The sequence below is a fragment of the Melioribacter sulfuriphilus genome, from assembly GCF_052656625.1.
In genome coordinates, this window is sequence record NZ_JBQXXK010000004.1 from 229,071 (window position 1) to 254,729 (window position 25,659).

Annotated in this window: 23 protein-coding genes and 1 pseudogene; 11 read left to right on the plus strand and 13 right to left on the minus strand. The window is 36.9% G+C overall.

Annotation, left to right across the window (positions count from 1 at the left end):
* Position 1 precedes the first annotated feature (1 nt).
* Positions 2-3,673, minus strand: coding sequence for a methionine synthase (gene metH / locus ACUN8G_RS06615; RefSeq protein ID WP_437347653.1), 3,672 nt, complete (start codon positions 3,671-3,673; stop codon positions 2-4).
* A 120-nt stretch (positions 3,674-3,793) separates the two neighbouring features.
* Between metH and rfaD the strand changes: the two genes are divergently transcribed.
* Genes rfaD through ACUN8G_RS06630 form a run of 3 tightly spaced genes read left to right on the plus strand, consistent with a single transcriptional unit; the run spans position 3,794 to position 5,610 of the window.
* Positions 3,794-4,768, plus strand: a complete 975-nt coding sequence (gene rfaD, locus ACUN8G_RS06620) for an ADP-glyceromanno-heptose 6-epimerase (protein WP_437347652.1) — start codon at positions 3,794-3,796, stop codon at positions 4,766-4,768.
* 16 nt (positions 4,769-4,784) lie between these two features.
* The gene (locus ACUN8G_RS06625) at positions 4,785-5,135 is read left to right on the plus strand and encodes a four helix bundle protein (RefSeq protein ID WP_437347651.1); all 351 of its coding nucleotides are present in this window, start codon (positions 4,785-4,787) and stop codon (positions 5,133-5,135) included.
* A gap of 16 nt (positions 5,136-5,151) precedes the next feature.
* On the plus strand, positions 5,152-5,610 hold the full coding sequence (locus tag ACUN8G_RS06630) for an NUDIX hydrolase (protein WP_437347690.1): 459 nt from the start codon (positions 5,152-5,154) through the stop codon (positions 5,608-5,610).
* Between the two features lie 3 nt (positions 5,611-5,613).
* On the opposite strand, the gene ACUN8G_RS06635 is transcribed toward ACUN8G_RS06630, so the two are convergent.
* Both ACUN8G_RS06635 and ACUN8G_RS06640 read right to left on the minus strand, forming a co-directional pair.
* Positions 5,614-6,519, minus strand: coding sequence for a DNA-methyltransferase (locus ACUN8G_RS06635; protein WP_437347650.1), 906 nt, complete (start codon positions 6,517-6,519; stop codon positions 5,614-5,616).
* Entirely contained in the window at positions 6,509-7,402 is an 894-nt protein-coding gene (locus ACUN8G_RS06640; protein WP_437347649.1) for a hypothetical protein, read from the minus strand. Before ACUN8G_RS06640 ends, ACUN8G_RS06635 begins: the two co-directional genes overlap by 11 nt.
* 147 nt (positions 7,403-7,549) lie before the next feature.
* Here ACUN8G_RS06640 and ACUN8G_RS06645 point away from each other — a divergent pair, with 147 nt between their 5' ends.
* Together ACUN8G_RS06645 and ACUN8G_RS06650 are read left to right on the plus strand one after the other, a co-directional pair.
* Positions 7,550-8,080, plus strand: a complete 531-nt coding sequence (locus tag ACUN8G_RS06645) for a hypothetical protein (RefSeq protein WP_437347648.1) — start codon at positions 7,550-7,552, stop codon at positions 8,078-8,080.
* Between the two features lie 10 nt (positions 8,081-8,090).
* Positions 8,091-8,486 (plus strand): phosphoribosyltransferase, encoded by a 396-nt coding sequence (locus ACUN8G_RS06650; protein WP_437347647.1) that lies wholly within the window; start codon positions 8,091-8,093, stop codon positions 8,484-8,486.
* Between the two features lie 35 nt (positions 8,487-8,521).
* Here ACUN8G_RS06650 and ACUN8G_RS06655 read toward each other — a convergent pair whose 3' ends face one another.
* The 6 genes and pseudogenes from ACUN8G_RS06655 to ACUN8G_RS06680 form a co-directional block, all read right to left on the minus strand.
* Positions 8,522-8,782, minus strand: coding sequence for a DinB family protein (locus ACUN8G_RS06655; protein ID WP_437347689.1), 261 nt, complete (start codon positions 8,780-8,782; stop codon positions 8,522-8,524).
* A 280-nt stretch (positions 8,783-9,062) separates the two neighbouring features.
* A pseudogene (locus ACUN8G_RS06660) lies at positions 9,063-10,366 on the minus strand (NCS2 family permease).
* A 52-nt stretch (positions 10,367-10,418) separates the two neighbouring features.
* Complete coding sequence (speD, locus tag ACUN8G_RS06665; protein ID WP_437347646.1) at positions 10,419-11,486, minus strand: adenosylmethionine decarboxylase; 1,068 nt, start codon at positions 11,484-11,486, stop codon at positions 10,419-10,421.
* Positions 11,487-12,259: 773 nt separating this feature from the next.
* The gene (locus ACUN8G_RS06670) at positions 12,260-12,712 is read right to left on the minus strand and encodes a hypothetical protein (RefSeq protein ID WP_437347645.1); all 453 of its coding nucleotides are present in this window, start codon (positions 12,710-12,712) and stop codon (positions 12,260-12,262) included.
* A 59-nt stretch (positions 12,713-12,771) separates the two neighbouring features.
* A complete protein-coding gene (locus tag ACUN8G_RS06675; protein ID WP_437347644.1) occupies positions 12,772-13,563 on the minus strand; it encodes an AMP nucleosidase in 792 nt (263 codons plus the stop codon).
* Positions 13,564-13,571: 8 nt separating this feature from the next.
* The gene (locus ACUN8G_RS06680) at positions 13,572-14,135 is read right to left on the minus strand and encodes a phosphatase PAP2 family protein (protein ID WP_437347643.1); all 564 of its coding nucleotides are present in this window, start codon (positions 14,133-14,135) and stop codon (positions 13,572-13,574) included.
* 149 nt (positions 14,136-14,284) lie between these two features.
* Here ACUN8G_RS06680 and ACUN8G_RS06685 point away from each other — a divergent pair, with 149 nt between their 5' ends.
* Positions 14,285-16,525, plus strand: a complete 2,241-nt coding sequence (locus ACUN8G_RS06685) for a PAS domain-containing hybrid sensor histidine kinase/response regulator (protein ID WP_437347642.1) — start codon at positions 14,285-14,287, stop codon at positions 16,523-16,525.
* Between the two features lie 38 nt (positions 16,526-16,563).
* Here ACUN8G_RS06685 and rocD read toward each other — a convergent pair whose 3' ends face one another.
* Positions 16,564-17,766: an ornithine--oxo-acid transaminase gene (rocD, locus tag ACUN8G_RS06690; RefSeq protein ID WP_437347641.1), complete on the minus strand. Its 1,203-nt coding sequence runs from the start codon at positions 17,764-17,766 to the stop codon at positions 16,564-16,566.
* A gap of 120 nt (positions 17,767-17,886) precedes the next feature.
* Between rocD and ACUN8G_RS06695 the strand changes: the two genes are divergently transcribed.
* From ACUN8G_RS06695 to ACUN8G_RS06705, 3 genes are read left to right on the plus strand one after another with little or no spacing between them, the layout of a single operon-like run.
* The gene (locus ACUN8G_RS06695; RefSeq protein ID WP_437347640.1) at positions 17,887-18,306 is read left to right on the plus strand and encodes a secondary thiamine-phosphate synthase enzyme YjbQ; all 420 of its coding nucleotides are present in this window, start codon (positions 17,887-17,889) and stop codon (positions 18,304-18,306) included.
* 1 nt (position 18,307) lies between these two features.
* Complete coding sequence (locus ACUN8G_RS06700; RefSeq protein WP_437347639.1) at positions 18,308-19,138, plus strand: phospholipase C/P1 nuclease family protein; 831 nt, start codon at positions 18,308-18,310, stop codon at positions 19,136-19,138.
* Positions 19,135-19,665 (plus strand): LOG family protein, encoded by a 531-nt coding sequence (locus tag ACUN8G_RS06705; RefSeq protein WP_437347638.1) that lies wholly within the window; start codon positions 19,135-19,137, stop codon positions 19,663-19,665. The genes ACUN8G_RS06700 and ACUN8G_RS06705 overlap by 4 nt, the downstream gene beginning before the upstream one ends.
* Here the strand turns inward: ACUN8G_RS06705 and ACUN8G_RS06710 are convergent.
* The 3 genes from ACUN8G_RS06710 to ACUN8G_RS06720 all read right to left on the minus strand — a co-directional run bounded on the left by ACUN8G_RS06710 (position 19,654) and on the right by ACUN8G_RS06720 (position 23,946).
* Positions 19,654-20,721: a glycosyltransferase family 9 protein gene (locus ACUN8G_RS06710; RefSeq protein ID WP_437347637.1), complete on the minus strand. Its 1,068-nt coding sequence runs from the start codon at positions 20,719-20,721 to the stop codon at positions 19,654-19,656. The two genes, ACUN8G_RS06705 and ACUN8G_RS06710, sit on opposite strands and share 12 nt — an antisense overlap.
* 78 nt (positions 20,722-20,799) lie before the next feature.
* Positions 20,800-23,682 carry a protein O-mannosyl-transferase family gene (locus tag ACUN8G_RS06715; RefSeq protein ID WP_437347636.1) on the minus strand — a complete coding sequence of 961 codons (2,883 nt, stop codon included), beginning with the start codon at positions 23,680-23,682 and terminating at the stop codon, positions 20,800-20,802.
* 27 nt (positions 23,683-23,709) lie between these two features.
* Positions 23,710-23,946 carry a hypothetical protein gene (locus ACUN8G_RS06720; RefSeq protein ID WP_437347635.1) on the minus strand — a complete coding sequence of 79 codons (237 nt, stop codon included), beginning with the start codon at positions 23,944-23,946 and terminating at the stop codon, positions 23,710-23,712.
* Between the two features lie 91 nt (positions 23,947-24,037).
* Between ACUN8G_RS06720 and ACUN8G_RS06725 the strand changes: the two genes are divergently transcribed.
* Positions 24,038-24,676, plus strand: a complete 639-nt coding sequence (locus ACUN8G_RS06725) for a glycosyltransferase family 2 protein (RefSeq protein WP_437347634.1) — start codon at positions 24,038-24,040, stop codon at positions 24,674-24,676.
* A 67-nt stretch (positions 24,677-24,743) separates the two neighbouring features.
* Entirely contained in the window at positions 24,744-25,658 is a 915-nt protein-coding gene (locus ACUN8G_RS06730) for a DUF362 domain-containing protein (protein WP_437347633.1), read from the plus strand.
* The last annotated feature ends 1 nt before the right edge of the window (position 25,659 follow it).

Consider the following 25,659-nt stretch of genomic DNA (forward strand, 5'->3'; position numbering starts at 1 on the left):
CTCAATCGTAATTCAGTATAGTGCGTAACCATTTTTCTGCTTCCGACTTGCTCATTCCCTTTCTTTTTCTATAATCTTCGAGCTGGTCAAAGCCAATTTTGCCCACGTTGAAATATTTGGCTTCGGGGTGTGCAATATACCAACCTGAAACGGAAGCAGCCGGTAACATAGCCATGCTCTCGGTCAATATGATGCCAGCATTTTCTGTGGGATTAAGGACTTTCCAGATTGTAATTTTTTCCGTATGATCTGGCAAAGCAGGATATCCTGGTGCCGGGCGAATTCCAATATATTTTTCAGAGATTAATTCTTCATTCGTAAGATTTTCATCTGCGGCATAGCCCCACAATTCTTTTCTCACTTTAAGATGAAGCAATTCAGCAAAAGCTTCGGCAAGTCTATCTGCAAGGGCTTTTACCATAATAGCATTATAGTCGTCATGTTTTGATTCGTAATATCTTACAACCTCGTCGATTCCTATTCCCGCCGTAACGGCAAAGAGGCCTACATAGTCGTTCACACCGTATTCTTTAGGCATAATAAAGTCAGCCAGTGCGTAATTGGGCTGTCCTTTAACTTTCTTGATTTGCTGTCTCAATGTATGCATTACAGCCAGCAATCCTGTAGATGATTCATCGCAATAAAGTTCGATATCGTCACCTGTAGAATTAGCCGGGAATAAACCGACGACAGCATATGCTTTCAGTAGTTTGTTGCTAATAATTTCTTTTAACATTGACAATGCGTCATCATATAATTTCTGGGCTTCTTTGCCATAAGATTCGTTCTTTAAAATATCAGGATATTTTCCTTTCATTTCCCAGGCTTGAAAAAAGGGTGTCCAGTCAATAAAGCGGCTAATTTCTTCAAGCGGATAATCATTATAAACCGTCAGTCCCAACTTATTCGGTTTTATCGGCTGGTAGCTTTTCCAGTCTGAATGAAATTTGTTGTTGCGGGCTTCTATTAGAGTAACAAAGTTTTTCTCGGATATTTTTTTAACGTGATTTTTTCTTAATTCTTCATATTCATTTTTTACTTGAGCGACGTAATTTTTGTCCATAAGAAGATTATTTACCACCTGAACACTTTTGGAAGCATCGAGCACATGAATTACCGAACCACTATACTCGGGATCGATTTTAACCGCAGTATGAATTCTTGATGTTGTAGCTCCTCCTATCAAAAGTGGTAACCTCATCTTTCTTCTTTCCATTTCTTTTGCAACATGCACCATTTCGTCAAGTGAAGGTGTAATCAATCCGCTCAGTCCAATTATATCTACATTTTGATCGATTGCAGTTTGAATAATTTTATCTGCCGGTACCATTACGCCGAGGTCGATTATCTTGAAATTATTACAGCCGAGAACAACGCCAACTATATTTTTGCCGATGTCGTGAACGTCTCCTTTTACTGTGGCGAGCAATATCGTGCCCGATTTGCTCGAATCAGTATTTTTTTTGTCGGCTTCGATATAAGGGATTAAAACTGCAACAGCTTTTTTCATCACCCTTGCGCTTTTTACCACCTGAGGTAAGAACATCTTGCCCGCACCGAAAAGATCGCCTACAACGCTCATCCCTTCCATCAAAGGGCCTTCGATAATAGAAAGAGGATTTTTATAAATTTTCAGTGCTTCATTTATATCTTCTTCAATATAATCGACAATCCCTTTGATTAAGGAGTGCTTCAATCTTTCTTCTACAGATTCCTTTCGCCACTGTTCGTCTTTAACTTCTTTTTGCCTGGTTTTATCGATACTGTTTGCATACTCGATTAACCTTTCAGTAGCATCGGGTCTTCTGTTCAACACGACGTCTTCGACGAGCTTAAGCAACTGAGGTTCAATTTCTTCATAAACTGCAAGCTGTCCTGCGTTAACTATTCCCATGTCCATACCGGCTTCAATAGCGTGATAAAGGAAAACCGAGTGCATAGCTTCTCTTACCATATCATTGCCGCGGAATGAAAACGAAACATTGCTAACTCCTCCGCTCACTTTAGCCAGTGGCAGGTTATTTTTAATCCACCTTACGGCTTCAATATACGCCAGTGCATATTGATTGTGTTCTTCAATTCCCGTAGCAATTGCAAAAATATTCGGGTCAAGTATAATATCCTGTGGTGGGAATCCTACTTCTTTGGTCAATATATCATAAGCCCTTTTGCAAATAGCTATTTTCCTTTCGTATGTATCTGCCTGACCTTCTTCGTCGAAAGCCATAACAACAACGGCGGCACCGTATTTCATAATTTTTTTTGCTTGCTCTTTAAATTTATCCTCGCCTTCCTTGAGCGAAATCGAATTGATAATACCTTTCCCCTGCAAGCATTTGAGCCCTGCTTCAATAACGCTCCATTTAGAGGAGTCGACCATAATGGGCACGCGTGCTATATCCGGCTCTGAAGAGATTAAATTCAAAAACTTAGTCATTGCTTCTTCAGAATTGATCATCGCCTCGTCCATATTCACGTCGATAATCTGTGCACCGTTTTCCACCTGTTCTCTGGCTACCGATAATGCCTCTTCATATTTTCCTTCTTTTATTAAACGTGCAAATTTTTTAGAGCCGGCAACATTTGTTCTTTCACCAATATTGACAAAATTTGTATCGGGTCTGAATATTAGCGGTTCCAGACCACTTAAGCGAAGAAAGGGTTCCACTCTGGGTATTTTTCGTGGTTGATACCGTTCGGCGATCGTTGCAAATGATTTTATATGTTCTGGAGTAGTGCCACAACATCCGCCCACTATGTTTAAAAATCCTTCGGCTGCGTACTCTTCTAAGATTTTCAGCATTGCTTCTGGCGATTCGTCGTATCCACCGAATTCATTTGGCAAACCCGCATTTGGATAAAGACTTACAAAAACGTCGGCAATTTCGGATAACTCAGAAATGAAGGGACGCATTTGAGCAGGACCGAGTGAGCAGTTTAATCCAACACTAAGTAAATTTTTTGTGTGCGAAATCGAAATCCAGAATGCTTCCGTAGTTTGCCCGGACAAAGTTCTTCCACTCATATCGATAATTGTACCGGAAATCATTATCGGCAATTCCACACCCATTTCTTCGAAAAGCTCCATAATTCCAAATAGTGCAGCTTTTGCGTTCAGAGTATCGAAGACCGTCTCGAGCAAAAGAATATCGACTCCACCGTCGATCAATCCCTTTGCTTGTTCTTTATAAGCGACTTTCATATCATCAAATGTGATTGCACGAAAACCCGGATCGTTTACATCGGGTGAAATGGAAAGGGTTTTATTTGTTGGTCCCAGAGCGCCAGCAACAAATCTCGGTTTGGAAGGGGTTCTTGCTGTGAAGTCGTCGGCCACTTCTCTTGCAATCATAGCCGCTCGATAATTTAATTCATAAACGAAACTTTCCGTGCCGTAGTCAGCTTGAGAAATCGAAGTAGAATTAAAAGTGTTGGTTTCAATAATGTCAGCACCCGCATCGAGATATTGATAGTGAATCGACTTTATTATTTCCGGCTGAGTTATAACCAGTATATCGTTATTGCCCTTCAAAGGCGATTTATGGTCACGGAATTTTTCGCCTCTAAAATCCTCCTCACTCAATTTATGGCGCTGAATCATTGTTCCCATTGCGCCGTCGAGTATCATTATACGCTGCGTTAATATTTCTTTTAATAAGTTAAATTTATTCATAATATTATGTCCGTGATAATATGAACAGAAAAATTCTTAGTTTTGATGTCAGCTTTTATTTTATTTATTGTTTAGTATAATTAATTTTATTTCAAAATATAATAAATAAATGGGAAGAATATGATAGTTGTAACTGGTGGCGCGGGCTTTATAGGCAGCGCTGTTGTCTGGAAACTAAATCAATTAGGAAGAGACGATATTATTATCGTCGACGAACTCGGCACAGATAGCAAATGGAAAAACTTAAACGGACTTTCATTTGAAGATTTCTATCACAAAGAAGATTTCATTAGTTATATCATCAACGACAGTCTCCCCTTCGATACGGAAACAATTATTCATCTCGGCGCTTGTTCTTCAACAACGGAGAAAGACGCCGACTATCTGATGGACAACAATGTACATTACTCTCAGGAATTGGCAAAATATGCTCTTAGAAACAACGCTCGTTTTATCTATGCATCTTCAGCAGCCACATATGGGGATGGTTCAAAAGGTTACGACGACGACGAATCCCATCTGGAAGATTTGAGACCCTTGAACATGTACGGATATTCAAAACATCTCTTTGACCTCTGGGTCAAAAGGAATGGTTTACTCAATAAAGTAGTCGGATTGAAATATTTCAATGTATACGGACCAAACGAATATCATAAAGGCGATATGAGAAGCGTAGTTCACAAAGCATTTCAACAAATAAAATCAGAAGGAAAAGTTAAGTTATTCAAATCTTATCATCCGAACTATAAAGATGGTGAACAAAAGAGAGACTTCGTTTATGTTAAAGATGCTGTGGATATGACTCTATTTTTCATTGAGCATAAAGACAAAAATGGAATATATAACATAGGCACAGGAAAAGCACAAACATGGATTGAACTTGTAACAGCAATATTCAAAGCCCTCGACAAACCAGTTAATATTGAATTTATCGATATGCCCGAGGAGATCAAAGACAAATACCAATATTTTACGGAGGCAAATCTCGATAAGATACGCGCCGCCGGTTACAAAAATAAAATCATGAGTCTGGAAGAAGGCGTAAGTGACTACGTTCAAAATTACTTAATGAAAAAAGAATATCTCGCTTTATAATTTAACGGAGTAAAAATTGGTAAAAGAGCCATCGAGAGGTGAATTTAGAAAGCGTCTCTACTTTTTTACATTAAAACTGATTGAATTTATCGATCAGCTACCGAAAGACAATGTTTCCCAGAGAATTGGAGACGAACTCTTTGGCAGCGGCACAAGCGTTATAAGTAGTTATATCGAAGCCAGCGCCGCTACTACAACAAAGGAAATTAATATCCATACAATTGCCTCTCTTAAATATGCCAATGAATGTAAATTATGGTTAGCACTCGTTAGAGACAGCAAACGCGCCAAACCAGAAAAAGTGAAATGGTTCCTCGACGAGCTCGACGATATTTCCAAAATTTTAGCAGATTCGATTAAAAAATAAAAGGAAGAAATAATTGATGCAGCTTGCAACTCTTTGTTACGTTATTGAGAACAATAAAATATTGATGATGCATCGCGTCAAAAAAGAAAACGATATGCATGAAGGGAAATGGAATGGCCTCGGCGGGAAGTTCGAGGCAGGTGAAACTCCCGAAGAGTGTGTTATTAGAGAAGTTAGAGAAGAGTCGGGATTAATCATTACTAATCCCAGATTAAGAGGTTTTATAACATTTCCTTTGTTCGACGGTGAAAAAGATTGGTATGTATTTGTCTATACAGCAAGTAAATTCAATGGCAATCTGATTAATTCATCAGAAGGTAATTTAGAGTGGATTCCATATGAAGAATTCGGCAAATTGAATTTATGGGAGGGAGATAAAATTTTCATACCGTGGCTTTTTCAGGAAAAATTCTTCAGCGCAAAATTCGTTTACAAAGAGAAGAAACTTGTCGACTATTCAGTTGTGTTTTATTAAATGTTAGTCGAACAATTTCATCTGATTTTTATATTCACTGATCCTTCGATTTGCCAGTTCAATGTATTTTCTGTCGGTATCATAGCCAATATAATGACGATTGTTTTTAAGAGCTGCAAGGCTTGTTGTTCCACTTCCTAGAAATGGATCTAAAATAACGTCATTCTTAAATGAATACATTTTTATCAATCTTTCAGGTAATTCTTCGGGGAAAGGAGCTGGATGACCAATTATTCTGGCAGATACCGCAGGGAACGTCCAGACACTTTTTGTCCATTCCAGAAATTCTTCTTTAGTTATTGTACTTTCTTTGCCGTTGCTTTTCAACGAAAAAGTACCTTTACTAAATACTAATATATATTCATGAATATCTCTCAATACAGGATTAGCAGCGGATAACCAACTTCCCCAAGCTGTCGAAGGACTGGCACTTGAACTTTTATTCCAGATAATTTCTCCACGCATCAAGTATCCTATTTCCAGCATATCTTTAATTATATAGCTGTGCAACGGTATGTATGGTTTTCTACCAAGATTAGCAATATTGATACATGCTCTACCACCAGGAACAAGCACTCTGTAAGTTTCCTTCCATACTCTTCTCAATAAGGTAAGATATTCATCTAAACTTAAGTTTTCATCATACTCTTTAGTAGCATTATATGGAGGAGATGTTATCATTAAATGTACAGAATTGTCAGGTAATTCATGCATACTCTCACTGCTATGGCAAAAATGCCTGTCTAAAACATTTTGTGGAATACTATTCTCAATATACTTTACTTTTTGTTCTTTATTAATACCATCGTATAACTTAGAATTGTAAAATTGCGATGAATCATGATTGATTTTACCTGGAGTACCAAATGAACTTGTTTTAGTACCGTTTCTTCTATTATTAGGACTCATGACTCTCTCTTAGTAATTCTAAAAATCGCTCGGCTTTTTTCTCGATATCAACTTCTTTATTAGCACTCTCGATTAAACGTCCCAACTCCCTGTTTGATTTCATGCCAGAAAAAAATTTTCTATCTTCACTTAATAATCTATTAATATTTTCAACTAATTCATCATAATTATCTATCCTAATAAATCCTTTTTTAATGGTATCTTTAATATTCTCTCCATTGTTATCCAAAGGAGATGGGTTAATAGACCAAAAACCTTGCACAATTCCATATTCACGAAGATTATCAACTTTAGTCCTGTACGTTTCAGTTATCGGTGTATTACCAATAATGATTATTGGTATATAATTCGCTTTATTTGAAGAAATTCTAATGTTAATTGCTTTTCCGATAGCTTTAAGCATTGTATCTGATCTTAAAAAGCTCGGAGTACCTTTATGTGTAGTGTAATCGCCTACATATCTAATTTTTTGTGATGTAGTTAATTTCCAATTCCAAACTAATGACATTTTTACTTCTATTATTATTTTAATATCCTCTGGCTTCTGTTCTTGTTTATTTTCTTTACAAATAGCAACATCTGCAGGAGAATCTTTACTGAGTTCAATTTCTTTACATATGACCTTTCTTACTGCGTAACAATTAATACTTCTTGCATATTCACTTAACAAATCATGAACAAACTTTTCTGTATAATCACCGATGAAAGCATTTCTCGATTGCAGTGTATACTTCCTTCCTTTATATGATTTAGGCCAATATGCATAATAATGATTATCTTTTGTATAGTAAAAAAGTTCATCTGGAGAATGCTCTAAAAGAAACTTTTTAAAGAACATTCTTTCGCATTTTTTATCCCATAAATGCATGTCTACAATATTCACACATTTTTTTTATTTAATATAAAAAAAATCAAGATTAATAACTGGGACTCTTCTTCTATTGATGAACAAAAATTAAGCAGTTTTTTTGGCATATTTATAAGAATCGCTTATATTTGCAGTAATTTTTAAAAAAGGGGGAAACCACTCATGGGAAATTCAAGTACATTATTAGCTGCAAGATTATCAGAAAAACTACAAATTAGAGAAACTCTTGCTATATTTGTCCTGGCTGTTATCCTTCCAATAGTTTTTCATCTTCTGCCTGATATAAATGGAATACCGCTCGGGAAATACGTTCTCCCAGTTTATTATGCACCGTTAATAGCCGTATTGTATTTCAGATTTCATGTAGCATTTGCCGCATCTCTTTTAGCTCCAGTTACTAATTATCTTATAACTGGCAAGCCAGCTTTTGAGATTGTTCAATTAATCACTCTCGAGTTAGTTATATTTGTTACAGCTGCATATTTGCTCAAGCATGTAAGTCGTTTTAAATACGTCATTGCACCATTAAGTTACTTCATATCAGTTATGTTCGTTTATTTCTTTGCATTTTTAAATATTTCTGGACTGCAATTAAGTAACGGTTATTTATTTAATTCATTTTCTACAGCGATTCCAGGAATAGTTATGCTTACAATACTGAATATTATTTTGATTAAAAGAAAAGAGGCTTAAGAAAATCTCGATGAGAGAACTTAGTTTCAGTGAAATCTCTGAGAGAATAAAATTGTTCAAACTTCCGGCTTATGATACCGTCGTCGGTATTCGAGAAGGGGGCGTTGTACCAGCCTCTTTAATTGCTTATAAGTTGAATGCTGAATTGATTACATTAAAGATCAACTTTAGAGACAATAACAATCAACCTATTTACGAAACACCGAAAATATTATCTGAGATAAATAAAAATTTAGAGGGCAAAAAAATTTTGATTGTAGACGATGTATCTGTTACAGGCAAAACACTGGTTACAGCAAAATCGTATTTGAAACTTCCCGAAGCTGACACACTTGTTATGAAAGGGAAAGCCGATTACGTTATCTTTCCTGAAATTGACACATGCGTAATCTGGCCATGGAAGTGATTCAAAATTACACGACACATCAATCAATCAGTTAACTACTCCTGCGGCTCCATACCATAAACAACCCATTCTTCTTTAGCAAGGCCGTATACGCCAGGGACTTTCAGTCTCGCAAGTCTCATAAAAACCGTTAACTGTCCAAGATGATGAATATGATGAGCCATCATTACAGAAAGACTTTTGCCTCGTTTCCAGGTTTCTCCGTATAGAATGTCTTCGCGAAGTAACGTCTCGTCAGTCCACTGTTTCTCAATTTCGTTATAAAGTCCAGATGCTACTTTCTTGAACTTATCGATTTACTCATGAACATTTGACAGCAATTAAGCATCCTTTCCAATTGCTCTGACGTTTAGTTCCATTAATTGAGCCATTTCAACGATAGTTAGTACCATATGCCATACAATTCTTCCACTAGACCTTATATCGTCATGAAATTTCTTGTTAAGACTTTCATCACTTAGTCGTAAAAATCTTTAATTGTTGCTTTCGTTTCCTATTTTCAGTCTTTGAAAAAGTCGTTTATTACACTATAGATATTATCTCCTACCGAAAATTGTTAGAAATTATTTGTACTTATCAATATGGATAAAAAATGTAGAACAAAAGAGAGAATACGAATAAGATCCACATACCAGTTGAGATCTTCTTGAAATTTCCACCAAGAGTCATCGTAAGCGGGTAGATTACAAAACCAGCCGTCATTCCAACGCCGAGATTATAGGTGAAGCACATCATTACGATCGTTACGAACGCCGGAATTGCTTCCGAGAGATTTCCAAAATTGATATTTTTAATTGGCGACATCATAAGAAATCCTACAATGATCAAAGCGGCGCCGTATGCAAACGGAGGAATTGATGTAAAGAAAGGTGAAAGGAATAATGTACCCAAAAATAGGAGCGCCGTTATAACTGCAGAAAAACCGGAACGTCCTCCTGCTTCAATTCCTGCTGCCGATTCAATATAAACTCCGGCTGTAGTAGTACCGAGTAAAGAAGCTACAACTGTCGATAATGCATCGCATAGCATCGGTTTCTCGATGTCTGGTAAATTCCCATTTTCGTCCAGCATCTCGGCTTTATAGGCCAGTCCAAGTAAAGTTCCCAGAGTATCGATTAAATCTGTTATAAATATAACGAGTATCACTGCGATAAATCCCCACGTAAGAGCTCCTACCCAATCGATTTTTAGAAATACCGGTTCGATTGAAGGTGGCATATCAATGATTTTATTTGGCAGAGGTGCAGCGCCCAATAAAAATCCGAGGACTGTAACGCTCAATATGCCTATAATTATTGCACCATGCACCTTTTTAATCATCAATGCAGCAATAATAATAAAACCCAGCACCGCCAGTAGAATTTTTATATCCGATAAATTACCTACTTTTACCGGAGCTTCTGGCACTCCAAGACTTACAATACCAGTATCGTTAAGTCCAATAAAAGTTAAAAACAGACCTATACCCACAGCGAAGGAAATTTTTAGTGATTCGGGGATTTCATTTGCAAGCCAGCTTCTCATTTTTGTTAATGTCAGAATGGTAAACAAAACACCGCTGATAAAGATTGCACCCAATGCTGTTTGCCAGCTATAGCCGAGTACTTTCACTACAGTATAAGCTATAAATGCATTTTCACCCATATATGGAGCAATTGCGAATGGACGTCTGGCATAGACACCCATAATAAAGTACCGAAAAATGAAGTCAAAACTGTTGCCACCATTGAAGGGCCGAACGGTATTCCAGCTGCTTCAAGAATTTTAGGATTTACGATAACTATGTAAGCCATAGTTACAAAAGTTGTAAGTCCTCCTATTATTTCATTACGATAATTTGTGTGGAGTTGATCGAAGTTGAAATACTTGACTATCGACATAATTATTTTCTCTCTTTTATTATAAGTAATAAATTACTTCCGCCAGTCTCTATCATTTACGTGCGGAAGCGAAAATCCATTTTTCGCAGAAAGAGGGAATATAAACAGTGTAGTACTTTATACCTTTGTAATATTTATTCAGAATGGAATCAACAAGAGCATGCGTTTCTGAGTCGAAATGTGAGCAACATTGAAGCGTGAGGATTCCGCCAGGATTCATGCTTTTATAAATATCATTAAAGAAATTATCGAGAAATTTTTCACGCGGAATTTTCGAGAAAGCCTCAGGGTGCATTGTCAGATCATAAACTACAACATCGAAGCCGCTGTTATTCTTTAAATAATGGAGTGCGTCCTGATAGACTATTTCGTCATTCTTATCGATAAAAGACTTTTGAGAGATTTTGAGGAGATACTTGCTACTTACTTCAATTACTTTAGGATCGATATCTACCAGAGTAACTTTACGCGGTTTAATTTTCAATAATTCGTTGAGCACTCCACCATCGCCACCGCCCAAAATCACCGCTTTGTTTATTTTAATATTCGACTTTCTAATCGGATCGACTAATGCTCTGTTATATATATCAGCATCATATTCGGAAATCTGCAGTTCATTGTCGAGAAAAAGCATTCTACCGAAATGCTCGTTCTCAATTATTTCTATCATTTGATATTTCGAATTTTTGGAATAGAGAATTTTGCTGGCATGGTAGCTTACTTCGAATCCGTAGCCGGAGACAGAAGGAATCCAGTCCGGCTCGTGAAATTCGATTATGTTTCCTCTTTTCAAATATCCAAGTCGAACTTTTTTCGGTTTGAGAGCTTTTCGCAGATAGTCAATTAGCTTAATATGCTTATTCGGATCTGAACAGGTAAAAACATCGAGAGATACATGACCCGCTTCTGGATAAGAATGCAAACCGATATGAGATTCATTAATAATTGCAATTACTGGAACGCCGAGTGATTCAAGCTTGTGACTTACTATTCCTACAGAGTGAAGACCGGATTCTTCAATACTTTTTTTCAGAAATGATTTTAACTTTCTTTCGTTATTGAGATAGGTTTTATCGCAGTCAATAAATTCCGCAATATGCTGGGTTCCTAACGGGTTCAATAAACCTCTCCCGCATTTTTTCAAGCAAATATAAACATTTATGGAAAAAATTCATTACCGAGTGTTAAGAATTGTATATAATAGTCCATCTGAATACATATTGCTTCTAGATAATAGCAGAATTCGCTTTGTATGTCGCTTTAAGTAATACTCCAGGAAAAACTTATGTTGTTTTAAGCAGATCAGAATCCTTTTAAAATGAGTAAACTACACTCGTCATTTTAATTAAGAATGATAGCTTGCGAAAGAATTGAAATTGGACGAAGCTGATAAGAAGTAATTAAAGCAAGTTACTGCTTGCTCTAATTGATTATTTCGCCTTTGAGCAATTTTCTGAGTTCATTGTTTAATTTGGTAACTTAACGCTCTCCATTGTTATTGTACTTAACCACTCCATATAATTCGAAGTGATTTGATAGTAAACACAATAAATAAGTTTCCCAGAATCCGAATGATGGCAAGAACAAATACCATTCACCGGGCATACTACATTTTAATAATCTTTAGAAATCTTTCATGCAGAGCTACATTCGTTAAATCTAATGCTAAATCATAAAATCAAACTCACAATTGTCGATAGGTTGAATCTCTAGGTAATCGTGCTTTTTTCAAATAAGGTAAAATCGGACTTAATCGACAAAGTCACTAAAGTATAAATACTCGAAAAAATCACCTAACTACTTTTTTGTTCTTTAAAATATTTCTTAACATCAATATTATTGATTTGTTATCGAGTATTGAAAAAAATACAACAGATTTTGTATGAGATTAGATTAATTCATTTCCAGTAATGCATATCCGGAAGGTAATTTTATAAATTTAAGTGTAACGAGGAGCTCCTGTCCAGCATTTAAAAACGAAACTGTAACTTTGGTAATTTTGTTATCCTGCATATTATCATCTACAATTTCTTTAATTGTGTATTTTTCACTTACATTCAGAAGAGCTGAAATTTTTTTGCATATCCTTCTGGCTGTGTTTAATTCATCTTCATTATTTGGATTTAATACCGACTTGAGTTTTCTGTTTGAATCTTCACCATTGTAAACAATTAAGGCGGCGGCTCTTTCATAATTTTTTTGTTTACTGAGTTTAAAGAGTTCTTCTACGGTGTTATGTATTTTATTCTCTTCCTGTGGTGGTACAATGTTTTTTTGCGGAATAACAAAAACAGTCATCAGAACAAGCAACAAAATCGTCAATATAATATTATAGATCGATTTCATATTTCCCTCCACATCTATAAACGAAAGTTAAACATCAATGACAAAATAGTGTTCTTACCTTAAAAAGTAAAATGTTTTATTGGTTCACCCTTAGCACCAATTTCTGTCATAGCCTCGATACCAATATCAAGATGAATATCGGTATACTTTTTCGTCACATATCGATCTGACTTATCAGTTTTTATGCCTTCAGGAAACATTGGCAAATCTGACACCAGTAATAGAGCTCCGCGTGCAATTTGATTTGCATACCCTACAATAAATAATGTAGCCGTTTCCATATCAATGGCAATAACACCGAGTTTTTTCAAATATGCTTTGAATGACTCGTCCCATTCCCATAGCCTTCTGTTAGTAGTGTAAACAACACCTGTTCTGTATTCCATTTTACGTTCAATAATTTTATCGGAAACAAATTTGTGAAGTTTAAATGAGGGCAAAGCTGGTACTTCTGGCGGAAAATAGTCGTTGCTTGTACCTTCGCCTCTTATAGCAGCAATCGGTAGAATGAAATGACCAATTTCAGTCGAATGTTTTAATCCACCGCATTTACCAAGGAAAAGTACTCCCTTAGGATTTCTGGCAGTCAGTAAGTCCATAATAGTAGCTGCATTGGCCGAACCGATACCGAAATTAATTATTGTCAATCCCTGATTGTTGGTAGCCGTTTGCATCGGTTTCCCGATTCCTTTAATGTCGCAGTTAAATCGTTCTGCAAATCGAGTTACGTAATTATAAAAATTTGTCAATAGAAGGTAGTCGCCAAATTCGTCAATTTTAGTATCAGTATAACGGGGCAACCAGTTTTTTGCAATTTCGAGTTTAGTCTTAAGTTCTTTTTTCTTTGCCATATTTAATCCTATTTGATTCGGACAAAACGTTTGTTGAATTTTTCATCAATTTGAAAGACGACCCACGAAAAGAGATATCCTACAACCGAGCCAATGATTGCTCCTCCTATTACATCAGAGGGGTAATGAACGCCAACATACGGTCTTGAAAATGCCACAATAAAAGCCACTGTGAAAAAAGCTATTTTATAGTTTGGATAAATTCTCGAGAAAAAAATTGCCACGGAGAAATTATTGACTGCGTGAGACGATGGAAACGAGTATGACCCAGTACAACCAACAAGCAATCTTACATCTGACAATGCATTGCAGGGTCTGAGCCTTTCGAATAAATCTTTCAATAAGTTACTGCTCAATTGGTCGGAGATGGCTACAAGAAATATCAAAACAACAGCTGCAATTCTTCCTCTTCTTCCCCCCTTAATTATCAAAGTTAAATAAAGAATAGTATAAGCAATAAACCAATTTCGAGGATCTGTTATAAATGGAAAAAACTTATCGAATAGTGGATTGGACAAAGTATGATTAATAAAATAGAAAAGAGAAATGTCGATGTTCAGTAAAAAGTCCACAATTCATCCTAAAGAAATTTTAATTATGTCGATAATATATTAATTATTTATTTATTAATTTAGTATCGATAATTATTGATATACTCCCGAAGCATGATTATTATCAGAACATAAAATATTTCCCTAACTTTGAAAATAACGGGTAACAAGTGGTAACAGCAGGAAATACAGCTAAAAAATATTCCCGAACATTAGAGCATAAAGTTAATGAATATATAAAGCAAGAAACACAAAAGGAGCTTTTATCTCCATTCAGATCGTTGGCCATTTTTTCTGCTGCATCTGGCGGGATAGCTCTAATTTTCGAAGTGCTCTATTTCAGTGAGCATAGCATTCAACTTTATGTATCGCGTTTATTTTCCGTTTTCATCGCCTTTGTACTACTTGTATTATCTAATTCACGACATGGCAAAGAACATCCCGCCTTGCTGGTACACATTCTTTTAATGTCGATCGTGGCGTCTTTCGGAGTGATGATTTATCTGGAACCACAAACCTTAGTATTCAATTCGCACATAATAAGTCTAATAATATTTACTGCCGCATTATTTCTCAGCTGGGAGGTACGCCATCAGGTTTTAGTTGCAGTTTATTATAACCTCGTGTTTGTTGCTTCGGCAATAGCCAATCAGGCTCAAAATATTCAGCACATGCTCGAATCGATTGTACTGGTAATGATCATAAGCGTTATGGCGGTGGTCGCAAGTTATATTAATTACAGACTCCGTCGCGAGGCTTTACTGAAGAGCTACGAAGTCGTCCTTTCAGAAAAAAAATTCAGAAATATTTTTGAAAATTCGGTTGAGGGAGTATTTCAAATTACTCCAGCAGGCAAATTCACCGCTGTAAATCCCGCTCTTATCAGAATGCTGGGATATTCATCGGAGGAAGAAATTAATAAATTGAATTTTTTCAACGACCTCTTCAAAAGGAAATCGGACGCAGATTTGTTGAATAAATTGCTCGAAAAACAGGGTAAGGTAAAAAATTACAGAGTACAGTTTCTTAAAAAAGACGGCAGTGAAATTGCAGTTAAAATGAATGTAAGGCTGAGTTACGACGAGGAGGAAGACGCAACATTTTTCGATGGCAGCCTTCAGGACATAACTCAACAGGTGCTGGCAGAACACGAACGCCAGAAAGCACTGGAAGCATTGCGACAGGAAAAAATTAAATCTGACATAGCTGCGCAGAAAGCTCGACAAGAAAGTAGCTATAAAACTAAATTCCTGGCTAATATGAGTCACGAAGTTCGTACTCCAATGAACTCGGTTATGGGTTTTCTTACATTGATTGAAAATGACCTTTTTGAAAGTGAGGAGGAACTAAAAAAATTCGCGCGGGATGCCCGTCTTGCAGCTGAATCGTTACTGGACATAATCAACAATATTCTCGATATATCTAAAATCGAAGCAGGTAAGATGGAACTCGAAGAAAACGAGTTCGACCTGAGTGAAGAAATTCATAAAGTATCGTCGATAATTGGTCAAGCAGCTCGACAAAAGGGAATTGAAATTATCGAAGAGATCGATCCAGGTCTGCCCGATAAAATTTACGGAGACGCCACACGCTACCGACAGGTCGTATTAAATCTGGCTGGCAATGCTGTTAAATACACCGACAAAGGAAGCGTTACGATTTCTGTAAAAGTAGAAAATAGAACTACAAGTACAATCGAAATCCTTACCTCTGTAATTGATACTGGTACGGGAATTCCTAATGATAAAATTCCCCTTCTTTTTGAACCTTACGTGCAGGTAAAAGACAAAAAGGACAAAAAGGAAGGCACGGGACTAGGATTGGTTATTGCGAAAGAATTCATTAAACTGATGGGTGGCGATATTAATGTCGAAAGTAAACCCGGTCAAGGAAGTAAATTTTACTTTACAGCCAGGTTCAGGCTCACTCCATCGGAAAGCGAAGAATCCGGAGTTGCAGCAGCTTCAATTTACAATCAAAAAGAGATAGAAAAACAAGAAGCACTAAAACCATCCATTCAAGAATCGAAGTCTGAAAAACGTTTACTACTGGTTGAAGACAATCCGATAAGTCAGGACCTGGAGTTAAAAATCCTCCGCGAAGTCGGTTACACAGTGGAAGCAGTATCGAGCGGAAGCGAAGCTATTGATGCAGTTAAAACAGGCAGATATAATCTTGTTTTAATGGATATCGAGATGACAGATATGGACGGCATTACCGCCACAAAACAGATTAGAAATTTACCCGGCGATGTAGGTAAAATTCCGATTATTGCTGTCACTGCGCACTCAAGTATGAAAGACCGTGAAAAATGTTTAGCAGCAGGGATGAACGATTATATCGCCAAGCCTATTAACATTCAGTTCTTAAAACTTACGATCGACCAGTGGCTAAAGAGACAAATCGATTAAAAGAAGGCTGCACCATATGGAGCACAGCCTTCAACAAATTATGCCATTTTAAGAACCTCTTCAATACGCGTTAAAGCCCAGTCAATTTCCTCTTTTTTAATAATCAACGGGGGAGCAAAACGAATTACATTTTCGTGAGTTTCTTTGCAAAGAATTCCTTTTTTCATAAGAGCTTCACAGAAGCGGCGCGCTCCTCCCGCTTCCGGTATTAATTCTACTCCGATGAACAATCCCTTACCTCGTACTTCTTTGACATGCGGGGATTCGATGCCTTTTAATTTTTCGATGAAATATTTACCTACTTCAGCTGAGTTTTCAATCAATTTTTCTTCGATCAGTACTTTGAGTGATTCTCTTGCTACAGCAGCACCGAGTGGATTTCCTCCGAAAGTCGAACCGTGGTCACCTGGCTTGAAAACGCCGAGTACTTCTCGATCAGACAAGACTGCAGATACTGGATAACAACCACCCGACAAAGCTTTGCCAATTATCACAACGTCGGGTCGAATCCCTTCATGCTCGAATGCAAATAATTTACCAGTCCTTCCCAATCCAGATTGGATCTCGTCTGTAATTAATAAAACATTATTCCTTTTACAAATTTCATAAGCCTTTTTCAAATAGCCCTCCGGAGGCACAATTATACCACCTTCTCCTTGAACAGGCTCGACAATAAAAGCAACTGTATTTTCTGTTACTGAATTTTCTAAATCTTCTGCATTCCCGTACTCGACAATTTTAAATCCAGGAGTAAGTGGACCGAAGCCATCGCGGTACTGTTTTTCAGTAGAGAAACTGATGATTGTAATTGTTCTGCCGGCAAAATTATTTTTGCATGCTATTATCTCGGCTTTATTTTCGGGAACTCCTTTAACTTTGTATCCCCATTTTCTTGCAGCTTTCAAGGCTGTTTCGACAGCTTCAGCTCCTGAATTCATTGGTAATGAAATTTCGTATCCAGTCTGCTCACTCAATTCTTTATAAAGTAAAGGGAGTTGATCGTTACGAAATGCACGTGAAGTCAATGTAACTTTTTCTGCCTGTTTCTTGAGAGCATTTATAATACGTGGATGACAATGCCCCTGATTAACAGCAGAATATGCCGCAAGACAATCCAGATATTTATTTCCCTCGACGTCATACACCCAACAACCCTCCGCTCTTTCAATTACTACATCCAGCGGATGATAATTGTGCGCCCCATATCTTTCTTCCAGTTCAATAAATTCCTTTGTTGTCATATAAATCCTCTTTTTATTTAAATTGTAGCTCTAAATTATTAAAATTGTTTTTCTATTCCGAATGATGATTAATACAAAAATTTATAATTTTGGTTATCAACTTGAGAGTAAGGTGACGAAATGGAGATCAAAACGTATAGTTTTACTGTAAATACCAGGGGTAACAGCGACATAATAGACATTACTGCTGAAGTAAAAGAGAAATTAAATGAAACTGGATTTAAAGAGGGAAGTGTACTGGTTTTTGCTCCAGGCTCCACTGCAGGAATTACAACAATAGAATTTGAGCCTGGATTACTAAAAGATTATCCCGAATTTTTCGAAAAAATAGCTCCATCAAATAAACATTATCATCACGACGAGACCTGGCACGATGCCAATGGATATGCACACGTGCGAGCTTCGTTGCAGGGCAATTCTGTAACGGTTCCATTTACAAATTCAAATTTACTTCTGGGCACCTGGCAACAGATAGTACTTATCGACTTCGATAATAGACCCCGCCGAAGAAATATTATTACACAATTTATAGGACAATAAAATGACAAAATTCAAGTTTTTTCTGACCTGCTTCCTTTTTCCTTTCCTGTTGAACTTTGCGTGGGGAAATGAAGGTCATCAGCTTATAGCCAAACATGCATTAAACTTAATCTCCTCAGAGATTGGCTTATCACAAGATGCAATCAATTACATTATAGAACACTCCGTAGACCCGGATTACAGAAAAAAAGACGATCCCGATGAACCTCAAAGGCATTTTATCGACATCGATTTCTACAGCGAATTTTTAAATGGAAGCATGATAAATTCGAAAGAAACATTAAAAGCTATTTACGGCGATAGCACTGTAAAAAAAATGGGACTGCTACCATGGGCTACTTCAGAAACATTTGATAAACTTGTAAATGCATTCAAGGAAAAAGATCGTGCTAAAATATTGCTATACTCTTCCGACCTGGCTCATTACGTTGGGGACGGCCATCAGCCGCTTCACGCAACAATAAATTATAACGGGCAACTCACAGGTCAGAAAGGAATACACTTCCGATATGAAATTGAGATGTTCAACCGCTATCTGAATGAGATTGAAGCAAACCTGAAGAATGGTCAGGTAGTTGAACTAAAAGCTCCTCTTTTAGATGTAATTTTTGACTATATCTACGAATCAAATTTCGAAGTGGATATAATTTTAAACGCCGACAAAAAAGCAACACAATACAGTAATAATGATGAAAACAAATATTACGAATTGCTCTGGTTTAGAACCCGTCATTTGACAATTGATAAAATAAATCAAGCGTCTATAATGTTGGCATCGATGATTTATACTGCCTGGCTCAAAGCCGAGAAACCTGTTTTGAGTTCATTATGAAAAATAAATTTGTAACCGTATTCGGCAGTTCTGTACCTAAACCGGGCGACGAAGAATACGAAACGGCATATCTGCTGGGGAAACTTCTTGCAGAAGCGGGTTTAAATGTTTGTACTGGAGGATATCAGGGCATTATGGATGCTGTTTCGAAAGGTGCTCGTTTAGCCGGAGCCGAAGCCATTGGAGTTACTATCGACATTTATAATTCCGTACCGAGTAAATATCTGAGCAAAGAAATTAAATGCAAATCCCTTTTTGAAAGACTCGAAAATCTAATGAAAATTGGAGATGCATATATAGTCCTTCAAGGTGGCACCGGCACGCTGGTGGAGCTTGCCATTGTGTGGGAATTTATCAACAAAAAAATGATGCCCAAGAAACCTATAGCATGTCACGGGAAAATGTGGTCCGATATTGTAAAGCTTATGGATACTCAGATAGAGAAAGAAAAACGTGAAATCGGTTTGATAAAATGTTTTAGCGATATTAAGATCTGCGCTAATTATATAATTGACTCACTTTCCTGAATTAAGTAATTCTTCCGAAAGTTTATACACCAGGTCGACCGGCAATTCTTTGATACATTTAAACTTAACGTCTCCCCTTTTACAGGTCAATGGTCTGGGTGAATAATAAAAGCATGGAGCGCAGTCGAGATTAAGCGAAGCAATTCTATACTCTGTTCGCCAGGGATGAATATAATCGGGATTCGTTGGCCCTATTAAGGCAACCACTTTCAACTTTAAAGCCGACGCCACATGCATAAGACTCGAATCGTTTGTGACAAACAAATTACATCTTTTCATAACCGCTGCAGTATGAATTAACGAATCTGTATCAACAGAAATAATATTAGAATTGCCTCCGTACTTTATTATCTCTTCTTTTAATCGATGCTCTTCAGGTCCTCCGAAAATCAACACACGTGCTTTATGTTGATTGATAAAACGAACAGCTAACTCGGCAAATTTTTCAGTACTCCACCTTCTATTAGCATGATTCTTTAATGTAGAGCATCCAGGATGGAATCCAATTACAGTTTCATCTTCACTTATTTTATATCTACTTAAAAAGTTACGCATATATTCTTCATCATCAGAAGAAAAATTCAAGCTCAAGCCTGGAATAGAATCTACTAAAGAGCCAGTTATCTTTTCGATTAATTTGATATTTTCTTCTACATTGTGAAGTTTATCATTCTCTTCAATTCTAACATTATTCAAAAATCCAAGATTCATAAAATCCATGCGGAGATACTTTACAGCAGCTCGTTTTTCTGCTCCGATTAAAAAGTTAATAATATTATATTCCTTTCTGTTTGATGGATACACATTAATCGAAATGTCGTATTTACCTCTTAGACTTATAACATACGAGAGCGATTTTAATTTTGGCTTATTGAGAAAGTCCCAGTACAAAACTTCAGAAATCTCGGGTAAACTATTATATATTTCCGCCACTCCTTTGTACATTACAAGGGAATCGATCCTTGAATCGGAGTAAATCTTCTTTAGCACCGATAGTGCCGGCGTAAACATCAATGCATCCCCGATACCTGATAAAGCTAAGACTAATATTCTCATACCTGTACAGTCATTATTAAAATGAAGAGTCCGCCTTCAAGCGGACTCTTTCTTAGGAAAATTAAAATTTATCGAAGCTTATTTAACTTCGAGCGTGTCAACGCCCGCAAGCCGTCTGTATCTATTGAGCAATTGTTTGACAGATTCGTCGTAAGGCAAATAAATTGACAATTGATTAAGAACTTCGACGGCTTCTTTGTACATTTTCATATTTTCATAATGGGTCAATAATATATCATACGGATTATTCCAGCTCGAATAATCTCGCGGATTGTTCTTTAATTGCAACTTTGCCGTTTCAATTACCTCTTTTGCAATTTCTTTATACTTGTCGTATGCGCCCGCAGCATAATAAAGACGAGCAACATCATGCAGAATTCTGTTGTCAACTTTTACGATATTGCGTGGAATTTTCTTTTCCATTAAATCGAGAGTTTCAACTGTACGTGTACTATCTTTTAAGCTATAGAGATAATGAACGGCAAGCCTCATGAAAGTATTGCGATAGTTCTGTATTAATCGCTCGTGGTTTTCATCGAAAAAGATTGTCGAGTCGTTCAAGCCTCTAAATTTAAATCCGGGACGATAATCTTTCGAAAATCCTTTTGGTTCGTCGAATAATTGTTTGCGCATAATCGGCTCGTTTATAAATTCGATTGAGCCTGTGTTCGACTTATCCGGCACAAGTCGAAGCGCCATACCCTCCATACGCAGATAGTCATCAAGTCCAAGCTTACTATCGTCCGAACAAGTTATTGCAAAATAAATTGGTCTTTCCCATTTGCTTTGCATGATTATATCGAGTACTACAAGGTCTTGAGTTCGAATGGCTTTAATATTCCCATATTGTACTGGATTTTTCATGAGCCATGTAAGTTTTCCTGTTTTTATAATTGTACTATCTTTAACGTGGAATTTTTTAATTACCTCGGGCGGAACGGGAATAGACATTTCAGTGGGTTCCCACCTTTGTACTGTAAGATTATCGATGTCTCTATCGGAAAGGCTCATCTGAACCTTGGGTGCGCCATAAGGTTCGGTATTTTTAAGTTGTTTGATATACCAAGGAGTGTTCAGAAGACTAAGATTCGCAATTCGAACATCTCTACGGACACCTTCGACATCCTGCAAATACCACAACGGGAATGTATCGTTATCTCCGTTAGTAAATAAAATTGCATTGGGAGCGGCACTTTGCAATAGATTATAAGCGTAGTCCCATGGAACGTAATTACGCGAGCGGTTGTGTTCGAAGTAGTTTGCATGGAACATATTTACAGGAACTACAATAATTCCCGCAACCATTATAAGACTTAAAAATGGTTTAAGATTATTAATCTTATCAAATTTTTCGATAATCAATTCAATTATGCCTCTCATGCCGAGTGCAATCCAGATTGAATAAACAAAAAAGGCACCGACATAGAAATAATCGCGTTCACGCGGCTGTGGTTGTTGTTGATTTTGATAGAATGCCGTTAAATAGCCGAGGAATATAAACATAACCAAAAAGACCGAAGCCATCTTCCAATCGCGCCTAAAATGGAAAAACAAACCAAACAGACCAATAAAAAACGGGATGCCATACATATCCGACCAATCGACGCCACTATCTTGATAAGTAGAAACTCGTCCGATATAATTCCAGAATAAATATCTATTGAACATGTGATCCATCTGATAGCGCCACAGGAAATCGAGATCGCTCGAATAATTTGTGTATATACCCATTTGATGCGGTTCGTTGGAAAATCTTCTCTTAAACGTTGGGAAATCACCGTATTGCTCACGATTCAGGTAAGACTCCAATTCGGTAAAGGTTTTGGGAGAATTCATATTAATCGGCGGCTCTTCATTGGCACGTATTATTATCATAGCATAAGTGGTGATTCCAACAAGCCCCAATAAAAAAGCTTTCGATACAAGATTGAGAGTTGGTTTATTATTCTTTGCAGTCCAGTGGATAGCAAAAGCCGTAATGGCAAATAATAATATCGAGGTTATGAGATTTAGTGTGTAGTCATTACCCGATATTAATGATATAAGTCTGGGTACATATTTGACTAGACCTGGATAAACTACAACAAGTGTAATACCTCCGAGAATCATTGGAATATAAAATGAATTTCTCGTAAAGATCTTTTTATACAAAGCCGCCATAATCAAAGCCGAAATGGCGCCCAGCACTATCATAAATCGTTTGTCAACGTCTTTATATTCATCAGGGGTTGGTGGATTGGACGAAGTTTGCGAAGCCCACATTAAAGCCGCTACCACAAGCACAACGGCAGCATGAATAAGAAATATTATTGCGGTCTTTTTAAGTGTTTCTTCATCGTCAATATATTTTCTGAATACAACAATCATAACAATTGGCACAATCGCAAGAACAGCCATCAAATGCACGCCTGTAGAGAGCCCTATTAAATAAGCAATCAAGAGAATATATTTTTCGTTGTCCGGCTGGTCGGCTTTTTCATTCCATTTCATCATTAACCAGACTACAAAAGCAATAAAGAAAGTCGAAGATGCATACACTTCAGCTTCGACAGCATTAAACCAAAATGTATCGCTAAAACTTAACGAAAGGGCTCCAATGGCAGCGGGTATATAAACAGTTAATGCTTCGAATAAACTTCCAGGTTCTTTTTTCCTATAATTTTTTATAAGCATTACGGCGATTAAATATAGGAACATCACCGTAAAGGCACTCGTAACAACTGAAATTAAATTGACTCTTAAACCGATGTTTTCAGCAAAAGGGATCATAGAAAAAAGTCTGCCAACGATTAGGAAGAAAGGTGTTCCAGGTGGATGTGGCACCTGCAGTGCATACGACGATGCAATAAATTCGCCACAATCCCAGAAAGAAACCGATGGCTGAACCGTTATTAGAAAAACAAATAAGCTGATAGCAAATACTATTCCTGCAATAATTCTGTTAAGTAATTTATGATTCATATCCCACCGCTATTAATTTTTCCTGAATTATTCGTCCGTTCTATCTTCCGGTTTTTTAAAAAGATTATCCAGATTTTTCCTTTCCCTGTTAACGTGATACTTTATATAAAGATTTTTGAGCTTCTCAAAGGAAAGTTTGTCGAGGTCTTCGTCGTCTTTGTGTCTTTGAAGGAGTATCTTATATACTTCTTTTTCTTTAGGGTCGAACTTACGTTCATATTTTTTCAATATTTCAAAGTATTTTTTCTGTTCCTGATAGCTCATTTTTTAGTGTGATTATCTGAAAATAGTATTCCAAATTAATTAAAAATTCATACAATAAAAAACTATATTTGGACAAAAAGCGTAGGTTCTTATGCAAGTTTACAAGAACTATACACCCGATGTTTCAATAATTCTACCTACATACAACAGAAAAAATTTGTTGCCGAGAGCAATAAATTCCGTTATAAACCAGACTTATGATAAATGGGAATTGATTATTGTAGACGATGGAAGTACGGACAATTCGCTTGAAATTATCGAGCCGTATTTGGTCAATTATGAAAACATCCGTTATATGAGGCATTCGAACAGAAAACCGCCATTATCGATGAATGCCGGTATACTTGCAGCAGTTGGAAAATATATAACATTCCTCGGCAGCGACGACGAATATAAACCCGAACATTTGAAATTGAGGATGAAGTTACTTTCAGAGAACGCTGAAATAGATTTAATCCACGGAGGTTTGGAAATAATTGGAACCCCATTCGTAAAAGACAAAAATGATCTAACTAAATTAATTCATATTTCAGATTGTATAGTCGGCTGTACATTTATCGGTAAAAAAGAAGTTTTTCTAGAACTTCAAGGCTTTAGAAACCTAAGATATAGCGACGATTCCGACTTTTATGAAAGAGCCTTTAAACGATTTAATATCCTCAAAGTAGATTACCCCACTTACATATATTACAGAGATACGCCGGATAGTATTTGTTCAACTATAGAATAGAATACTTAATATACTTTAATATGTTTACACTTTTTAATATTTTGTACCAACCATTACGAGGTGTAAAATGAAGCGGCGAGACTTTATAAAAAAAGGATTACAGAGTAGCATACTAATTACCGCAAGTGTATCGCTCCCGGCTTTTACGAACAACATATTTGCAGAAAAGCGTGGTAATTACGACTTAGTAGCTATAAAAGGTGGTACACCAGGCGATATGTTCGACAGAGGTATTGGAGCAATGGGAGGTATGAAGAAATTTGTTAAACCAAATTCAAAAGTTGTAATTAAACCAAATATCGGGTGGGATACTTCTCCTGAAAGAGCCGCCGATACTAATCCAGAACTCGTCTCCCGTGTCGTAAAAAGCTGTTTTGAAGCTGGAGCAAAGGAAGTCTATGTTTTCGATCATACGTGCGACGACTGGCGCCGAGCTTATTCCAACAGTGGAATTGAAAAAGCCGTAAAAGATGCTGGTGGTACCATTGTTCCGGGCAACAGCGAGAGTTATTATCATGAAGTAGACATTAAAAAGGGAAAATTACTAAAGCAAGCCAAAGTTCACGAACTAATACTCGAATCGGATGTATTTATCAACCTTCCAATATTAAAACACCATGGTTCGGCACGCATTACAGTTTCTCTCAAAAATTTAATGGGGATTGTCTGGGACAGAGGATACTGGCATAGAACGGGTTTGCATCAATGTATTGCAGATTTCGGAACATTTCGTAAACCCGATTTAAATATTGTCGATGCTTATTATGTAATGACGAAAAACGGTCCGCGAGGTGTATCAATGTCAGATGTTGTTGTTATGAAATCTCAAATAATTTCGACCGATCCTGTTGCAGCGGATTCGGCAGCAGCCATGCTGTTTGGTATTAAACCTGATGATGTTCCTTACATAACTATCGCCGATTCAATGGGTCTGGGCGTAAAAGATCTAAAATCACTCAACATCGAAAGAATCGTAATGTGAC

Bases quoted from the DNA above. Each gene is read 5' to 3' on its own strand.
- ACUN8G_RS06725 (WP_437347634.1), top strand. From the start codon at position 24,038: ATGCAAGTTTACAAGAACTATACACCCGATGTTTCAATAATTCTACCT.
- ACUN8G_RS06670 (WP_437347645.1), bottom strand. From the start codon at position 12,712: ATGAAATCGATCTATAATATTATATTGACGATTTTGTTGCTTGTTCTG.
- ACUN8G_RS06650 (WP_437347647.1), top strand. From the start codon at position 8,091: ATGAGAGAACTTAGTTTCAGTGAAATCTCTGAGAGAATAAAATTGTTC.
- ACUN8G_RS06630 (WP_437347690.1), top strand. From the start codon at position 5,152: ATGCAGCTTGCAACTCTTTGTTACGTTATTGAGAACAATAAAATATTG.
- rfaD (WP_437347652.1), top strand. From the start codon at position 3,794: ATGATAGTTGTAACTGGTGGCGCGGGCTTTATAGGCAGCGCTGTTGTC.
- rocD (WP_437347641.1), bottom strand. From the start codon at position 17,766: ATGACAACAAAGGAATTTATTGAACTGGAAGAAAGATATGGGGCGCAC.
- ACUN8G_RS06705 (WP_437347638.1), top strand. From the start codon at position 19,135: ATGAAAAATAAATTTGTAACCGTATTCGGCAGTTCTGTACCTAAACCG.
- ACUN8G_RS06700 (WP_437347639.1), top strand. From the start codon at position 18,308: ATGACAAAATTCAAGTTTTTTCTGACCTGCTTCCTTTTTCCTTTCCTG.
- ACUN8G_RS06730 (WP_437347633.1), top strand. From the start codon at position 24,744: ATGAAGCGGCGAGACTTTATAAAAAAAGGATTACAGAGTAGCATACTA.
- ACUN8G_RS06720 (WP_437347635.1), bottom strand. From the start codon at position 23,946: ATGAGCTATCAGGAACAGAAAAAATACTTTGAAATATTGAAAAAATAT.
- ACUN8G_RS06675 (WP_437347644.1), bottom strand. From the start codon at position 13,563: ATGGCAAAGAAAAAAGAACTTAAGACTAAACTCGAAATTGCAAAAAAC.
- ACUN8G_RS06715 (WP_437347636.1), bottom strand. From the start codon at position 23,682: ATGAATCATAAATTACTTAACAGAATTATTGCAGGAATAGTATTTGCT.
- ACUN8G_RS06710 (WP_437347637.1), bottom strand. From the start codon at position 20,721: ATGAGAATATTAGTCTTAGCTTTATCAGGTATCGGGGATGCATTGATG.
- ACUN8G_RS06695 (WP_437347640.1), top strand. From the start codon at position 17,887: ATGGAGATCAAAACGTATAGTTTTACTGTAAATACCAGGGGTAACAGC.
- metH (WP_437347653.1), bottom strand. From the start codon at position 3,673: ATGAATAAATTTAACTTATTAAAAGAAATATTAACGCAGCGTATAATG.
- ACUN8G_RS06645 (WP_437347648.1), top strand. From the start codon at position 7,550: ATGGGAAATTCAAGTACATTATTAGCTGCAAGATTATCAGAAAAACTA.
- ACUN8G_RS06635 (WP_437347650.1), bottom strand. From the start codon at position 6,519: ATGAGTCCTAATAATAGAAGAAACGGTACTAAAACAAGTTCATTTGGT.